The organism is Shewanella scandinavica, from assembly GCF_031932065.1.
Taxonomy (GTDB): Bacteria; Pseudomonadota; Gammaproteobacteria; order Enterobacterales; family Shewanellaceae; genus Shewanella; species Shewanella baltica.
Genome location: NZ_JAUOES010000002.1, coordinates 252,971 through 268,543 on the forward strand (window position 1 = coordinate 252,971; position 15,573 = coordinate 268,543).

The following is a 15,573-nucleotide window of genomic DNA, read 5'->3' on the forward strand; positions in this document are numbered from 1 at the left end:
GAGAGGGAATATATGTTCAAAGGAATAACCAAACTGCTTAAGGATAACCGCTCCTTTTTTCTGTTTATCAGTTTAATGTTAGTGTTCAGGAGCGCTGTGGCTGATTGGAATACCGTGCCATCGGGTTCTATGCTGCCGACTATCGTCGAAGGTGATCGCATTCTGGTGAACAAGATGGCCTACGATCTTAGGGTGCCATTTACCCATATCGCCTTAGTCAAACTGGCGGATCCCGCCCGCGGTGATATCGTGGTGTTCGATTCGAAAAAGGCCGATAAAAAACTCATTAAGCGGGTGATTGCTGTGCCAGGCGATACTGTGATGATGCGGGATAATCGTTTGTATTTGAATGGCGAACCTCTTAGTTACGCATCCCAAGCATTGAGTCCTTATGCTCCCGCTGATGTCACAGAAATGCAGGAGAACTTACTCGGTATGGCCCACAGTATTCGCCTTAATCCTGTCCCTTCAAAGCTCGCCAACTTTGGACCAGTCACTGTGCCAGACGCGCATTATCTAGCGCTGGGTGATAATCGAGATAATAGCGCTGATTCTCGGGTCATTGGCTTTGTGCCACGCAATGAAATTGTTGGCCGTTCTAGCTCAGTGGTTTTCTCACTCGATTATGATGATCATTATTTGCCTCGACCTGAGCGTCTTATGCGCGAGTTTTAGCATTTACGATTTTGCACCATCAAAAAGGGCGCCGAATGAGGCGCCCTTTTGTTAGCTGGTTGATTTAACGATAATTGATTTTAAAATGAATACTTCAAAGCAACTATTTCATAAAGCTTAGATAGCCCTGCAAGACAATCAAATTAACGATGTCGATAAAGAAAGCGCCGACGATAGGCACCACCATAAAGGCTTGGGGTGACGGCCCTGTGCGCGAGACAAGCGCGCCCATGTTCATTACCGCCGTTGGCGTTGCGCCCATACCAAAGCCGCAGTGGCCGCCGGTGATCACCGCCGCATCGTAATTACTGCCCATCACTTTGAACGTCACAAAATAGGCGAACATCGCTAGGACTGCGGTTTGCACCAGTAAGATCACCAGCAGTGGGATGGCTAAATCAAAAATCTCCCATAGCTTTAAGGTCATCAAAGCCATAGAAAGGAAGAGTGACAAAGCGACTGTGCCTATGACATCGATACTTTCAGTATGGGGCTTATAGCCGCGGGTGAGTTCAGTGATATTGGCGATGATAACGCCAAGGAAGAGAGCATAAACAAAGTCGGGCATTTTGAGCCAAGCTATGCCCGATTGGCTGATCCACAGCGTGAGCCATTTTGAGCCGGCAACACACAGTAGCAGTACAAACAGGGTTTCTAATATGGTTTTGGCTGTAACTTGATCTTCTTCTAACTGATCGTAAGTCACTAAATGCGGATGTTCACTGTGATGCTTGCGACCAATCCCATAGCGAGAGACAAGATTATGTTTACCGATTAATCGCTGCGCAACGGGGCCACCTATGATCCCGCCCATGATTAAACCAAAAGTCGCCGCGGCCATGGCAAACTCTAAAGTATTGATACCGTAGTTTTCCGCAAAGGTTTGTGACCAAGCGACGCCCGTTCCATGGCCACCCGACAGGGTGATAGACCCTGCAATAAGGCCCATAATCGGGTCGAGCCCTAACAGATTGGCTAAACTGACGCCGACGGCGTTTTGGATAACAATATAAATAGAGGCAACACCCAGAAAAATAAAGACTTTTTTACCACCGCTGAGTAAAAGCTTGTAGTTTGCCGAGAGGCCAATCGTGCTGAAAAACATCAGCATTAAGGTATTTTGCAGCGATAAGCTGAAGTCGAGACTGATATTTTGAAAGTGAAGAAATGCGACACCCGCGGCGACAACGAGGCCACCCACTATGGGTTCGGGGATATTATATTGCCTAAAGACACGTACATGGCGATTGATGGAGTGGCCGATAAACAGCACGAAAATGGCAATTAAAAATGATTCTAGCTCGCCAATCGTATAGGTCGTGTGCATGAAAATTCCTTACAAACTGTCTTAGTGTGGGCATTTCAGTGAGCACAATGCCCATTGAGGAGTCACCCATCTTGTTATTAAGTACCTGCTAATGCTGGATGTTAAGCGCTTGATGTCGAGGACAGATCAGTGTCAATCCGATAAAAATTTAAAGGATGAGTGAGCGCGAGTGTGTATCGTTTTATGGTTTACAGGTCAAGAACAGCAGATTAAATAGCCTATTCTTGAGCATAAATAACTGTCTATTTATGAGGTGTTGCTGAGTCTATCTGTGGTCAAGGTTGAGGCGATTAATGCGTGCCTCCTATGACCGAATGGAGGCGAGTTTAGCAGAAAAGTGCCGCGCTGTCGCTAAATCACATTACAAATCATGATGTTACGATGTTGTTTTTCTAGTGTTACTAAAGTGGCGCTTGTGCTTAAGTCAACATCTAGCCAGCCTTAGCACCGAAATTCGTGCGCATTAGCGCCCGAATATATCGATGTTTTATGCAAGATTCCGCAAGATTGTTAGCATCAGCGTGCTAGCCTATTTGGCTAACACGTCGGTTAAGGCATTGTCGAGGTCACTGAATTGAAACTGAAAACCGGCTTCGAGGGCGCGTTTAGGATAAACAAACTGTCCTTCGGTCAGCAGCTCAGACATTTCACCCATAGCCAAGCGTAATGCAAGCGGTGGGGTCGTGATAAGGGCGGGGCGATTGAGTGCTTTTCCAAGCGCTTTGGTAAACACAGCGTTACTGACTGGGTTGGGGGCAGTGGCGTTGAATACGCCTTTGCAATGTTCTTGGCTGAGTAAAAAGTCGATAAGGGAGATGAGATCTTGCACATGGATCCAGCTCATGCCTTGACGTCCATGACCAATTGGGCCACCGAGTCCGAGCTTAAAGGGCGGTAGCATTTTCTCTAATGCGCCGCCTTTTCCTAACACAATCCCGATACGGATAATGCAGACGCGGGTGTGCTCAGTATTTGCATTAAGCGCTTCTTGCTCCCATTTTCGGCAGATGTCATGGCTAAACTCAACATGGGCACCACTGGATTCATCGAGCAATTTATCATCATGTCGACCGTAATAACCCACTGCCGAACCACTCACCATGATCTTAGGCGGATTACTACTCTGCTGTATTAGCTGAGTTAATCTTGCCGTGATATCCCAACGGCTATCACAAATCCGCTGCTTCTGGTTTTTGCTCCAGCGCTTAGCGACGATCGGCTCGCCCGCAAGATTCACTACGGCGTCGATATGATTCAGGTCGCTCAGCGCATCGAGGCTCTCAAGGTAATGGTGCTGATTACCGAGTATTCTTTGCGTTTGTTGCACTGAGCGCGTTAATAACGTCAGTTGATGATGGGGCGCCAATCGTTCGACTAATTGGCGGCCAATAAAGCCGCTTGCGCCAGTGATCAGTATATTCATGGAACCTCTCTTATCGGTTGAGCTATGAGGATATATACCGAAATACGGTGTGCAACGATCACTGAATCTGACTATTTCTAGCGAGATTATTTCTGATAACACAACTCCATTGAGACTGAATCGGCAAAGCGCAGGGCATGGGGTTTGTCGATTTCGACACTGGCAAATTCAACCCAAGGATGCTCACTGGCGATGGCTAGCGTTTGGCTGGTAAGATTTTCGAGTAATGAGAAACGGTTATTCTCAATCAGCTCAATGATCTTTTTGGTGATAGTGCGGTAATTGAGCGCATCCTCAACATTATCACTGTTACGGGCACGCTCGGCACAATAATGGATCACGACATTGATGATCACGTCTTGGCGATTTTGAATTTCATCTTCTTTAATGCCGATAAAAGTACGAAGTCTTAAGTTTTTAATGCGTATAATCGCGGTTTCTGGTTTCATAATGGCAAATGGCTATCTTAAGCTAAGGTTTCTGAGGTTAAGTGTGTTCTCGGGTTAGCCTAACAATTTTATCTAAGATCAAGAAGGATTTTTAATAAATGACGCGACCTAATGCGCCCTCCGCTGCTTACCGTGGCTTTGCGGTTATGGCCTTTGTAGTGATTATTTTGGCAGGGATTAAGGCGGCGAGCCCGATTGTGGTGCCGTTTGTGCTGTCCAGTTTTCTGGCGGTGATTTGTAATCCCGCGATTGGTTTAATGACAAAATTCCGTGTGCCTAAATGGCTTGCGGTGATCCTCTTGATGGGCTTTATTGTGTTGATGGGCCTCTGGTTAGCCTCGGTTGTCGGCAGTTCAGTCAATGAGTTCTCCAAACAATTGCCCCAATATCGGGTGCAGTTAGTCGAGCAATTTGCTTGGATATTAAATAAGTTACATTCCTTCAATATTCAGATTTCGAAGGATCAAGTGTTAGCGTATTTTGACCCTGGCATGGCCTTGTCTATGACCACTAATATGCTGTCGGGTGTTGGCAATGTGATGGCGAATTTATTTCTGATCATCTTAACCATCGTCTTCATGCTGTTTGAAGCCCAATCGTTACCAAAGAAATTACATTTGGCGCTGGACGATCCCGATATGCGCCTCAAGCAGATTGACCGCTTTTTACAATCGGTTAATCAATACATGGTGATCAAGACGCTAGTAAGCTTAGCGACCGGGGTTATCGTCGGTGTCGGTTTAACCATTATTGGCGTGGATTACGCCATGCTGTGGGCGGTGATCGCCTTCCTATTTAATTACATTCCTAATATCGGTTCTATCATTGCCGCCATTCCTGCGGTGTTATTAGCCTTCATTCAGCTTGGCCCTGCGGCAGCGGGCGGTACTGCGCTTTTGTATGTTGGTGCCAACATGGTGATGGGCAATATGATTGAACCTAGATTTATGGGCCGCGGCTTAGGCTTATCGACCTTAGTGGTGTTTTTATCGTTAATTTTTTGGGGCTGGTTGCTAGGTTCTGTCGGCATGTTGCTGTCGGTGCCGCTGACTATGGTGGTTAAAATTGCCCTCGAATCGAGTAAAAGTGGTAACTGGTTAGCCATATTATTATCGGACGATGTTGAAGATAAGTTCGTGGCCAACAACACAGAAAACTCAAGTTCCGATGCCGATGAAGCCGATACAAGTACAACAGAGAGTAAGTAATAGAAGATGCAAAGTTTTATACAAGCGCTAGCGACAATTGAATTGGGTGATGATGCAGTGCGGTTATTTCACGGCCGCGGTGGACACTACGTGGGTTGTGAACACCTATGTTTAGATTGGTTTGCGCCAGTGCTATTGCTGACCAGTTTCACTCCCTTAGCCGATGACGATTTAGCCACATGCCAGCAGGCCATTGCGGCGCGTTGGCAGGCCATTCGTCCTGATAGCCAACTGAATTTAGTCTACCAATACCGCAGTGCGGGCGAGACCTTTACTCAAGTGCTGCAAGGCGAAGTGCCTGAGCCGCATATTGTTAGTGAAAATGGCGCACGCTTTCAGGTGCATTTAATGCGCGGACAAAACCACGGTTTATTCCTCGATATGGCCAACGGCCGTGAGTGGGTGAGAGCAAATGTGCACTATAAAAAAGTGCTTAATTTGTTTGCCTATACCTGTGGTTTCTCGGTAGCGGCATTGCAAGGCGGCGCCGATGAAGTGGTCAATATGGACATGAGCAAAGGCGCATTAGGCATAGGTAAACAGAATCATTTGCTGAATGGCTTTAGTGCGGGAGCACGTTTTTTAGGCCATGATATTTTTAAATCTTGGGGCAAACTGAAAAAGCTCGGTCCCTACGACATTATTGTGGCCGATCCACCGAGCAATCAAAAGGGCAGTTTTGTCGCGACTAAGGATTATGTACGTTTAATCAGGCGCTTACCTGAGTTACTTGCCGATAATGGTGAAGTGTTACTCTGCCTCAATGCACCCGAGCTCGATACCACTTTCCTACGCCAGCAGGTCGCAGATGCGGCGCCAGCACTCGAATACATAGAGCGCTTAGCCAATCCGCCAGCGTTTATGGATGTGTCTGAAGAGAAGTCACTTAAGGTGCTGCGTTATCGTTTATCGACTCAAACCTAGTCTTGATTTAGCTTAACAGGCCAGTATTAACTGGCCTTTTTTGTCGGTTTTTAATGAAGCTAAATGGAAAATTTAATTGCTGATTCTAAAAGTGCAACAAATATGGATGTGCAAACTCAAGCCAAGCTTGCAGTCAGACTAGCTTGAGTGTTGAGCTTTTTACGCAGTCACTTGTTGATGAGTAAATGGTTACTCAATAGCTTAAACGTTTCGTCAGTAGCTTAATCGTTCAGAGAGCTGCGATTCTCCAAAGGTTTCAATCACTTTGCTCACTTGATGATGGTTTAAGTGTTTGAGGGCGGAAATTTCATCATAAAGCCTGTCCTGAACATCTAATGGCATATTCATGTGTTCCATAAACATGCGGATCCCTAATACATCGCCGTGGCTAAATAATGTCGTTAGTGTAGTGGCTTCAAGCTCAATAAGTGCGTTCATATCTTACCTCCTACTCGCGTCATTACTTAATTGATAGCAGCTAGCGTCACACTTCCCTAGATTCATTGTTTGTAAGCGATTTCTGTTAATAGCGTTTGTGCATATAGGGCTGCATTAAATGGCGTCATGGGCGGCGAATCATCATTGCCATAAATGAAAGGCTTTCAGTTTTTAGGACAGATTTTGAGCCTTAAAAGTGATAATACGCCTTAGGTGGCACCGGCGCTCGAACAAAACTGAAAGTTTTCTGTAATTATGATTTTGGCTTTGTTATACTCCTGCCCACGGAATATATCCCTTTCCTCATAGGCAAAATGTCAGCATAGAATGACATGCCTCTGCGACCTTACCCAATCAAGCAGGAGTTGTTATGGAAGTTCATGAATACGAAAATGCTTATTATCAAGTGAAAGACGATGTACTGACGTCTTTACCTGCTGAAAGCGAAGAAGAAGTGATCCAAGCTTAATCGATAGCGATTAACTGACGGTACTTATGAGTCCGACGTAACAAAACAAGCACATTGAAATAGCAACCTTAGGGTTGCTATTTTTTTGGTTGAAATCGGTACTTGGATTGAGCGCATGACAAGGCATGCGCAATAAAAGAGGCGAGCGAGAAGGGAAATTAACCGTTTACTTTGCGCTTTTCTGGCATCAGCTCGACGATAGTCCATTTACTGCCAATCTTGTGGAGGCGTATGGTCCTGTCATCAATCCACGGCTGGCCGCCTTTAAGCCCTTTCATTTTGACCACAACAATGACGTCTTTGGTAAATTTACGGAAAAAGTCGATATCGATATCATCAATTTCCATTTCAACATTGGTCATCGACAGGCCGAGCATATTACGCTGTACGGCTGCGGCAATATGGTAATGGGTGAGCACTTGTTTAATGGGATCGTCGACAAATTGCTTGGCTTGTTCAACATTACGATCAACATAAATCGCTTTAAAAAAGCCTAAGCTCACTTCTTCGGGTGATAACTGGCGTTGATCTTCCGTCGAGGGATCGCCACAACCAAAGAGGAACAGCAGGGAGATAAAAAATAGAGTTCGCATAAGTTTTAGTTATTGGAATTTGTTCTGAGTATCGCGATTTTAGCCTTAATGCACAAGTTTTGTCGTTATTTGCAATCTATTGGGAAATGCGTTGACTCAAGCCTATTGAGTGTGGCATATAGTTAGGAGGCATATAAAAAGGTTATCCACAGAAACTGTGGAAAACTATGTTGAAGACTTCAGTGATACTTTGTAAGTCACTGATATTGTCTTGCTTTATCTGCTGGTTAAAAAGTGACGCTTTTCAGTTTTCCGCCATGTTCCACTTTCAGTTGTGGATATTTTTCGCCGTTTACTCACCTTATTCACACCGCTTAATTCGTTTTTCCCTCGTATTTAGTCTGCTTATTTTGCCATATTGGCTTTGCTATTGAGCCATTGTCGCAGTGCGATAGCCTTGCTTAAGCTAAATTTGAGCATAAAAAAAGCACCGGTAAGTACCAGTGCTTTTTTGTGCGTAACACTATGCAGATTTGATGCTGTTAGCCTTTAGCTGCGTCGTTTTGTGCTGCTTGAATTGCCGTTAGGGCGATAGTGTAGACGATATCATCGACTAACGCGCCGCGAGATAAGTCGTTCACAGGTTTGCGCATACCTTGCAGCATAGGACCAATACTGATCAGGTCCGCGCTTCGCTGTACAGCCTTGTAAGTTGTGTTGCCTGTATTGAGGTCTGGGAACACGAAAACGGTGGCTTGGCCAGCGACAGGACTATCAGGTGCCTTAGAGCGAGCAACATTTGGCATAACCGCCGCATCGTATTGCAATGGACCATCAATAATCAGATCTGGGCGTTTTTCTTTGGCGATACGGGTCGCTTCACGCACTTTATCCACATCTGAACCTGTGCCTGAGTTACCGGTTGAGTAGCTGATCATTGCCACTCTTGGCTCAATACCGAAGGCTTTTGCTGATTCCGCTGATTGGATGGCGATATCGGCTAATTGCTCTGCATTGGGATCTGGGTTAATTGCGCAGTCACCGTAAACAAGCACTTGATCTGGCATCAACATAAAGAAGATGGACGACACTAAGCTTGAGCCCGGTGCCGTTTTGATCAATTGCAGTGGTGGACGAATGGTATTGGCCGTGGTGTTAACCGCGCCAGATACGATACCGTCAACTTCATTTTGCGCCAGCATCATAGTGCCAAGCACCATGTTGTCTTCTAACTGTTCACGGGCAACGACTTCGGTTAAGCCTTTACTGCGACGCAGTTCCAACATAGGTTCTACGTAACGATCGCGCACCTCTTCTGGATCGATAATGATCACGCCTTCGCCAAGCACCACATCTTGCTGTGCGGCGATACGCAGGATTTCATCTTTTTTACCTAAAAGAACACAGCGAGCGATACCGCGTTCGGCACAAATGGCCGCCGCTTTAATGGTACGTGGCTCATCACCTTCTGGCAGCACCACAGTCTTGTGGGCGGCGCGCGCCAATTCCGTGAGTTTGTAACGGAAAGCAGGTGGTGACAGGCGATGCTCACGGGGCGAGTTTTTAGTGACGCTTTCAATCCAAGTTTGGTCGATGTGGCTGGCCACATAATCCTGCACCAGATCAATACGAACCGCGTCATCGACGGGTACTTCATGGTCGAAACGTTGAATGTTGAGCGAGGTTTGCCAAGTGTTGCTGTCGATTAAGAACACAGGTAAACCGGTTTCAAAGGCCTGTTCACACAGCTTAAGAATTTCTGGCTCTGGCTCGTAGCTACCCGTCAACAGTAGGGCACCAATTTTCACGCCGTTCATGGCCGCAAGACAGGCTGATACGATGACATCTGAGCGATCGCCTGAGGTCACAAGTAGTGAGTCAGTCTTAATATGGGTCACCATATTAGGGATACTGCGGGCACAGAACGTCACTTTACGCAGACGACGAGTATGCATTTCGCCGGCATTAAGAATGCGTGCGCTTAAATGCTTCGCCAGATCCGAGGCGCGTGGTGCAACAAGATCAAGGTTGTATGGCACGCTGCCTAAAATACGCAGTGGGCTTTTACCTGGCATTTGGAACATGCTGGCCGCATCTGAGCGTTGAACACCTTGGTGATCAAAGACTTCAGAGAGATCTGGGCGCGCGCGACCTTCGTCGTCAACGGGGGCACCAATCTTGTTGATCACAGCGCCGATCAGGCGTTTGTTCTTTTTTCCGCCCCAAGAGTTGTAGGCGATTTCAAGGCGGTTCATCAACCCAGTTGAAGTATCGCTACCCGGCGTGGCAATAAAAATCACGTCTGCATCCATGGCTTTAGCGATGGCATAGTTCACATCGTCGGCAAAGGGATGGTTACGGGTTGGCACTAAACCTTCAACAATTAAGGTCTCAGTGTTGCTGGCGCAATCGGACGCACGGGCAATGATTTGCTCCATTAATACGTCGGTTTGATCGGCACGAATTAAGGCTTCGGCATGGGCCATGTCGAAGGGCTCTAACGGATTCACCGTCGGCGATTTACTCAGAATAGTGGTTGAGCGTTCTGGGCCGTTATCATTAGGTCTAAGTTGGGAAATCGGCTTAAAGAACTGAACTTTAACTCCGTGGCGCTCCAGTGCGCGAACCATCCCAAGGCTTAAGGAGGTCAGGCCGACTCCTGTACCTATGGGGATTAACATAATATTACGAGACATAAAAACCTCTAGTTTCGATGGTTTTTGGCAGAAGAGTTTCTGCAAATTTGCTTGTGAGTATGGCTATGTAAAGCGTAAAGCCGTTTGGGTGAGCAAACGGCTTAGGTCATTTTTATTTGTTGATCAGTTTAATGGAATCTTCGGCGATAACCCATTCTTCGTTCGTTGGGATCACCATGGCAATCGTGCCTTTATCTTGAGTGATGATGCCTTTCTTACCGAAACGCGCCGCTTTGTTGCGTTCGCTATCGACATGGAAATTGAAGATTTCCAGCATGTTGAGTACTTTTTCACGGATTAAGTCTGAGTTTTCACCAATGCCGCCGGTGAACACAACTGCATCTAAACGGCCCAGTGGCACAGTGTAAGAGGCGATGTATTTGGCTAAACGGTAGCAGAAGATTTCTAAGGCTAAGGTCGCGCCTTTATGACCGTCGGCGTAACCTTCTTCGATACCGCGACAATCGTTAGTCAGCTCGGAAATACCCAGCAGACCACTTTGCTTGTTCATCAGGTTATTCACTTCTTCTAAGGTGTAACCCAGTTGATGAACTAAGTGATAGATGATTGAAGGGTCAATATCGCCACAACGTGTACCCATGACCAAACCTTCTAATGGGGTTAAGCCCATAGACGTGTCGACACTTTTGCCGCCTTTGATTGCCGTGACTGACGCGCCGTTGCCCAGGTGAGCACAGATAACGTTAGTTTCTTCAATGGGCTTGTTGAGCATCTTTGCTGCTTCACGGCTAACGAATAAATGACTCGTGCCATGCATGCCATAACGGCGGATACCGTGTTCACGGTATAACTTGTAAGGCAGGGCGTAGACATAAGCTCTGTCTGGCATACTTTGGTGGAATGCGGTATCAAATACAGCAACCTGTGGCAATTTAGGGAAAGAGGCAATGGCTGCGCGGATGCCGATAAGGTGAGCAGGATTGTGCAGGGGGGCTAGTGAAGCACAATCTTCGATACCTTTGATCACGCTTTCGTCGATGATCACAGAGCGAGTGAACTTTTCTCCGCCGTGAACAATACGGTGGCCAACGGCTTGAATTTTTGCTGCTAATTCAGGCTGTTCCGCAAGAATTTTATTAACTATGTATTCAACTGCTTCACGGTGAGCCGTAAATGCGCCTAAGGCCGCTTCATGTTTTTCGCCGTTGATTTTCCATTTAATGCGCGAGTCTTCTAAACCAAAACATTCGGCTAAGCCAGAAATTTGATCGTCACCTGTTTGCGCGTCAATGACGGCAAATTTGAGAGAAGAGCTACCGCAATTGAGAACTAAAACCAGATTATTTGACATGTGTAAACCCTTTGCCATTGTGTTTAATATAACGATTCAAAAAAATGAGGATCTGCGGTGTTTTTACCATAACAGTCTTGGGGCGATTCGCCAGATTGTGCTATGGTAAAAGCAGTATTCCATTGTAGTTGGTGTCTAAAATTGAGCATTAAGATCCTCAAAACCTTAGGTGATGGTCATCAATATATGAAGACTTGGCCTATGGTTAGACAACTGGGTTTTTATTTCCCTGAGTATCGGGTCGTCCGAGCTACTCAGCTCGCCATACTGGTGATGCCAGTGTTGGCGTTTTTTGTGAGTATGAGCCAGCTGTATATTCACGGTTGGGCATTTCTGCCCCAAGCTGTCACTCTCGGTTTATTTTTCATCAGCTTACCGTTGCAGGGGCTGCTGTGGTTAGGTTGGCGAGCGCGCCATCCATTACCGTTAACGCTGTTCGACTGGAGTAACCAGTTGAGTGCGAAGTTGTCGTCCATGGGTATCAATTGCCAAACTTTAGGCGCTAAAGCCTGTTATCTCGATATGGCACTGATTTTAAAAATAGCCTTTGAGCGTTTAGATGCCAGTTATTGGGAAGAACTTTAGGCCGTTGCCGCTGTTATCCGTATTGGCTTTTCTATTACTGTGGATTAATAAATCGCGTTAATCCCTTGCCCAACAAATACGGCTTTGATCTTTTCCATGGTTTCTCGGCTCGGTGGTGATATGCCATCGAGTTGATAGCTTTCGCCCATGGCTTCCCACTTGTGTTTACCTAATTCGTGATAGGGTAGTAATTCTACCTTTTCAATGTTTTTCATGGGCTTGATAAACTCGGCCAGTTGTAATGCCGATGCTTCATCGTCGGTAAATCCGCCCACTACGACATAACGTATCCACGTCGCTTGATTACGCTCTGCCAAATACTGCGCAAACTGTAATGTTCTATGGTTGCTGACTTTAGTTAACTCAATATGTTTTTCATCGTCCATGTGCTTGATGTCGAGCAGGACCAAGTCAGTGTGGTCGAGTAACTCATCAATCACTGGCGTGTACTTACGTACAAAACCATTGGTATCTAAACAGGTATGAATACCTTCTTGCTGACAAGCCGTGAATAATTCGGCGACAAATTCGGCCTGTAAAATGGCTTCACCACCACTGGCCGTAACACCACCATTGCTGGCATCGAGAAAAGGCCGATAGCTGATGATTTGACTCATTAACTCATCGACCAGAACTTCTTTTCCACCATCAAGATCCCAAGTGTCACGGTTGTGGCAATATTGGCAGCGCATTAAACAGCCCTGCATAAAGGTGATAAACCGTATGCCGGGACCATCTACTGTGCCAAAGGATTCCACCGAGTGGATCCGACCGATAACTGCCATTGTGACTCCTGTTAAAATAAGTGAGGCTGTAGCACAGTGTACTACAGCCTTGACTAATTTAGCTTACAGACCTTTGGTGAATGTACGCGTGATCACATCTTGTTGCTGCTCTGGCGTCAGTGAATTGAAGCGCACTGCGTAGCCAGAAACACGGATGGTCAGCTGTGGATACTTGTCTGGATGCTTAACGGCATCTTCGAGCATCTCGCGGTTCATCACGTTGACGTTCAAGTGTTGGCCACCTTCTTTTTTGTCATTGTGGTCGAAGTATCCGTCCATCAATGCCGCTAAGTTGGTACGGCGAGCATCATCATCTTTACCCAGCGCATTTGGCACGATTGAGAAGGTATAAGAGATACCGTCTTGAGCGTGGGCAAATGGGAGTTTTGCCACTGAGGTTAAAGAAGCGATTGCGCCTTTTTCATCACGGCCATGCATAGGGTTTGCACCCGGTGCAAATGGCGCACCTGAACGACGACCATCTGGTGTGTTACCGGTTTTCTTACCATAAACCACGTTTGAGGTGATGGTCAGAATTGACTGAGTTGGGATCGCATTGCGATACATTTTACGGTCGCGAATTTTCGCCATAAAACGTTCAACTAAGTCACAGGCGATATCATCAACACGTGGGTCGTTGTTACCAAATTTTGGATAGTCGCCGCTGATTTCGAAATCAACTGCAATGCCATTTTCATCACGAACAGGTTTTACTGTGGCGAATTTAATGGCAGACAGTGAGTCGGCTGCGATAGACAGACCCGCAATACCACAAGCCATAGTGCGACGTACGTCTCTGTCGTGCAATGCCATTAGCGCCGCTTCATAAGAGTACTTGTCGTGCATAAAGTGGATTGAGTTCAGTGCTGTGACATATTGAGTCGCTAACCAATCCATTAAACCGTCTAAGCGATTCATCACGTCGTCGTAGTTTAATACGGCGTCAGTGATAGGGTCGGCTTTAGGGGCAACTTGGATTTTCAGTTTTTCGTCAACGCCGCCGTTAATCGCATACAACATAGTTTTCGCTAAGTTGGCGCGGGCACCGAAGAACTGCATATGTTTACCCACAACCATTGGGCTTACACAACAGGCGATAGCATAGTCGTCTGATTGGAAATCTGGACGCATTAGGTCATCGTTTTCATATTGGATTGAGCTAGTGTCGATAGACACTTTGGCGCAATATTTTTTGAAGCCGATGGGCAGTTTATCTGACCACAATACTGTGATGTTTGGCTCTGGACTTGGACCCATAGTGTAAAGGGTGTTCAAGAAACGGAAGCTTGATTTAGTCACTAACGTACGGCCATCTAAGCCCATACCGCCGATTGACTCAGTCGCCCAAATTGGGTCACCAGAGAACAATTCATCGTATTCTGGGGTACGTAGGAAACGTACCATACGCAGTTTCATCACGAAATGGTCAATCATTTCCTGAGCTTGTTGCTCAGTTAAGGTGCCATTTTTCAGATCGCGTTCGATATAGATATCGAGGAATGAAGAGGTACGGCCTAATGACATCGCCGCGCCATTTTGGCTCTTCACTGCGGCTAAGTAACCGAAGTAAGTCCATTGAATTGCTTCTTGTGCAGTGGTCGCTGGGCGAGAAATATCGCAGCCATATTTGGCAGCCATTTTCTTCATTTGACCTAGTGCACGGTGTTGCTCAGCGATTTCTTCACGTAATTGGATAACATTTGATAATTCTTCACCCGCTTCGAACTGCGCTTGCAGTGAAGTGAATTGGGCAAACTTATCTTTCATCAGGTAATCGATACCGTAAAGTGCCACACGGCGATAGTCACCAATGATACGGCCACGGCCATAAGCATCAGGTAAACCGGTTAAAATACCTGATTTACGGCAAGCCATAATTTCTGGGGTGTAAACATCGAACACACCTTGGTTATGGGTTTTACGCAGTTCTGAATAGATGTATTTAACGTCTTCATCTAGCACGCGGTCGTAGGCAGCGCATGAGCTTTCCACCATACGAATACCACCATTAGGCAACATAGCGCGTTTTAGCGGCGCATCTGTTTGTAAGCCAACGATAGTTTCTAATTCTTTGTTGATGTAGCCAGCGTCGTGGGAAGTGATGGTAGAGACCATCTTAGTATCGAAATCAACAGGCGCGTGGGTACGGTTTTCCTGTTTGATGCCTTCCATGACTTTATCCCACAGGATTGTGGTCGCTTCGGTGGCACCGGCAAGGAATGATTCGTCGCCTTCAAAAGGCGCGTAGTTTTGTTGGATAAAGTCACGTACATTGACTTCAGATTTCCAATCGCCAGGGGTAAAGCCTTCCCATGCGTTGGCAAACAGTTCAGTTTTTTCGGTCATCGTACTAATACCTTCTGGTTGAGATAAAGGTTATTGGCGATCAGCGTGAAGCGATGCTGAGTATAAGCCAATAGCTAATTCCTGAAATAAAGCTCCCTTCATGATGACGCCCTATGATGGGAACTGGATTTTGAAGTGCTGTCACTCCAAAAGTCTGTCTATTGATACCCGATAAGATGACAAATATTCGCTTACTTTGATTATCGGCTACCGATCAATCTCTTTTGTAATTGGTAAGACCAATTGCCCACAAGCATATTAACATAGGTCTGCCGCTATCGCATCTTAAACGGATTGGTTTGTGCTCGCTTAATCCCAAATTTGCTAGCTAGGTAGCATTTTTTTACTACTATTAGGAATACAGCACGCTTTTCTACTTGGTGTGACATTCAAACTTGTCACT

13 protein-coding genes are annotated in these 15,573 nt (G+C 46.2%); 4 read left to right on the plus strand and 9 right to left on the minus strand.

The window, feature by feature from the left end; translation table 11 throughout:
* The first annotated feature begins 12 nt into the window (after positions 1-12).
* Positions 13-675 carry a signal peptidase I gene (gene lepB / locus Q4Q50_RS02580; RefSeq protein ID WP_311898249.1) on the plus strand — a complete coding sequence of 221 codons (663 nt, stop codon included), beginning with the start codon at positions 13-15 and terminating at the stop codon, positions 673-675.
* A gap of 103 nt (positions 676-778) precedes the next feature.
* Here lepB and gltS read toward each other — a convergent pair whose 3' ends face one another.
* The 3 genes from gltS to folX form a co-directional block, all read right to left on the minus strand.
* A complete protein-coding gene (gene gltS / locus Q4Q50_RS02585) occupies positions 779-2,002 on the minus strand; it encodes a sodium/glutamate symporter (RefSeq protein WP_311898250.1) in 1,224 nt (407 codons plus the stop codon).
* A gap of 529 nt (positions 2,003-2,531) precedes the next feature.
* Positions 2,532-3,425 carry a TIGR01777 family oxidoreductase gene (locus Q4Q50_RS02590; protein WP_311898251.1) on the minus strand — a complete coding sequence of 298 codons (894 nt, stop codon included), beginning with the start codon at positions 3,423-3,425 and terminating at the stop codon, positions 2,532-2,534.
* An 86-nt stretch (positions 3,426-3,511) separates the two neighbouring features.
* The gene (gene folX / locus Q4Q50_RS02595) at positions 3,512-3,874 is read right to left on the minus strand and encodes a dihydroneopterin triphosphate 2'-epimerase (RefSeq protein ID WP_006082167.1); all 363 of its coding nucleotides are present in this window, start codon (positions 3,872-3,874) and stop codon (positions 3,512-3,514) included.
* A gap of 98 nt (positions 3,875-3,972) precedes the next feature.
* On the opposite strand from folX, the gene Q4Q50_RS02600 reads away from it, so the two are divergent.
* Both Q4Q50_RS02600 and Q4Q50_RS02605 read left to right on the plus strand, forming a co-directional pair.
* Complete coding sequence (locus tag Q4Q50_RS02600) at positions 3,973-5,082, plus strand: AI-2E family transporter (protein ID WP_311898252.1); 1,110 nt, start codon at positions 3,973-3,975, stop codon at positions 5,080-5,082.
* A gap of 6 nt (positions 5,083-5,088) precedes the next feature.
* A complete protein-coding gene (locus tag Q4Q50_RS02605) occupies positions 5,089-6,006 on the plus strand; it encodes a class I SAM-dependent methyltransferase (RefSeq protein ID WP_311898253.1) in 918 nt (305 codons plus the stop codon).
* Between the two features lie 213 nt (positions 6,007-6,219).
* On the opposite strand, the gene Q4Q50_RS02610 is transcribed toward Q4Q50_RS02605, so the two are convergent.
* From Q4Q50_RS02610 to ackA, 4 genes are all read right to left on the minus strand, one after another.
* A complete protein-coding gene (locus Q4Q50_RS02610) occupies positions 6,220-6,444 on the minus strand; it encodes a hypothetical protein (protein WP_311898254.1) in 225 nt (74 codons plus the stop codon).
* 627 nt (positions 6,445-7,071) lie between these two features.
* On the minus strand, positions 7,072-7,506 hold the full coding sequence (locus tag Q4Q50_RS02615) for a nuclear transport factor 2 family protein (protein WP_106650890.1): 435 nt from the start codon (positions 7,504-7,506) through the stop codon (positions 7,072-7,074).
* A gap of 482 nt (positions 7,507-7,988) precedes the next feature.
* Positions 7,989-10,142, minus strand: a complete 2,154-nt coding sequence (gene pta / locus Q4Q50_RS02620) for a phosphate acetyltransferase (RefSeq protein ID WP_006082162.1) — start codon at positions 10,140-10,142, stop codon at positions 7,989-7,991.
* Positions 10,143-10,254: 112 nt separating this feature from the next.
* Entirely contained in the window at positions 10,255-11,454 is a 1,200-nt protein-coding gene (gene ackA, locus Q4Q50_RS02625) for an acetate kinase (RefSeq protein ID WP_006082161.1), read from the minus strand.
* Between the two features lie 141 nt (positions 11,455-11,595).
* Here ackA and yfbV point away from each other — a divergent pair, with 141 nt between their 5' ends.
* On the plus strand, positions 11,596-12,039 hold the full coding sequence (gene yfbV / locus Q4Q50_RS02630) for a terminus macrodomain insulation protein YfbV (protein WP_086010619.1): 444 nt from the start codon (positions 11,596-11,598) through the stop codon (positions 12,037-12,039).
* A 44-nt stretch (positions 12,040-12,083) separates the two neighbouring features.
* On the opposite strand, the gene pflA is transcribed toward yfbV, so the two are convergent.
* Both pflA and pflB read right to left on the minus strand, forming a co-directional pair.
* The gene (pflA, locus tag Q4Q50_RS02635; RefSeq protein WP_063884797.1) at positions 12,084-12,824 is read right to left on the minus strand and encodes a pyruvate formate lyase 1-activating protein; all 741 of its coding nucleotides are present in this window, start codon (positions 12,822-12,824) and stop codon (positions 12,084-12,086) included.
* A gap of 63 nt (positions 12,825-12,887) precedes the next feature.
* Positions 12,888-15,170: a formate C-acetyltransferase gene (gene pflB / locus Q4Q50_RS02640; RefSeq protein WP_107404297.1), complete on the minus strand. Its 2,283-nt coding sequence runs from the start codon at positions 15,168-15,170 to the stop codon at positions 12,888-12,890.
* Positions 15,171-15,573: the final 403 nt, after the last annotated feature.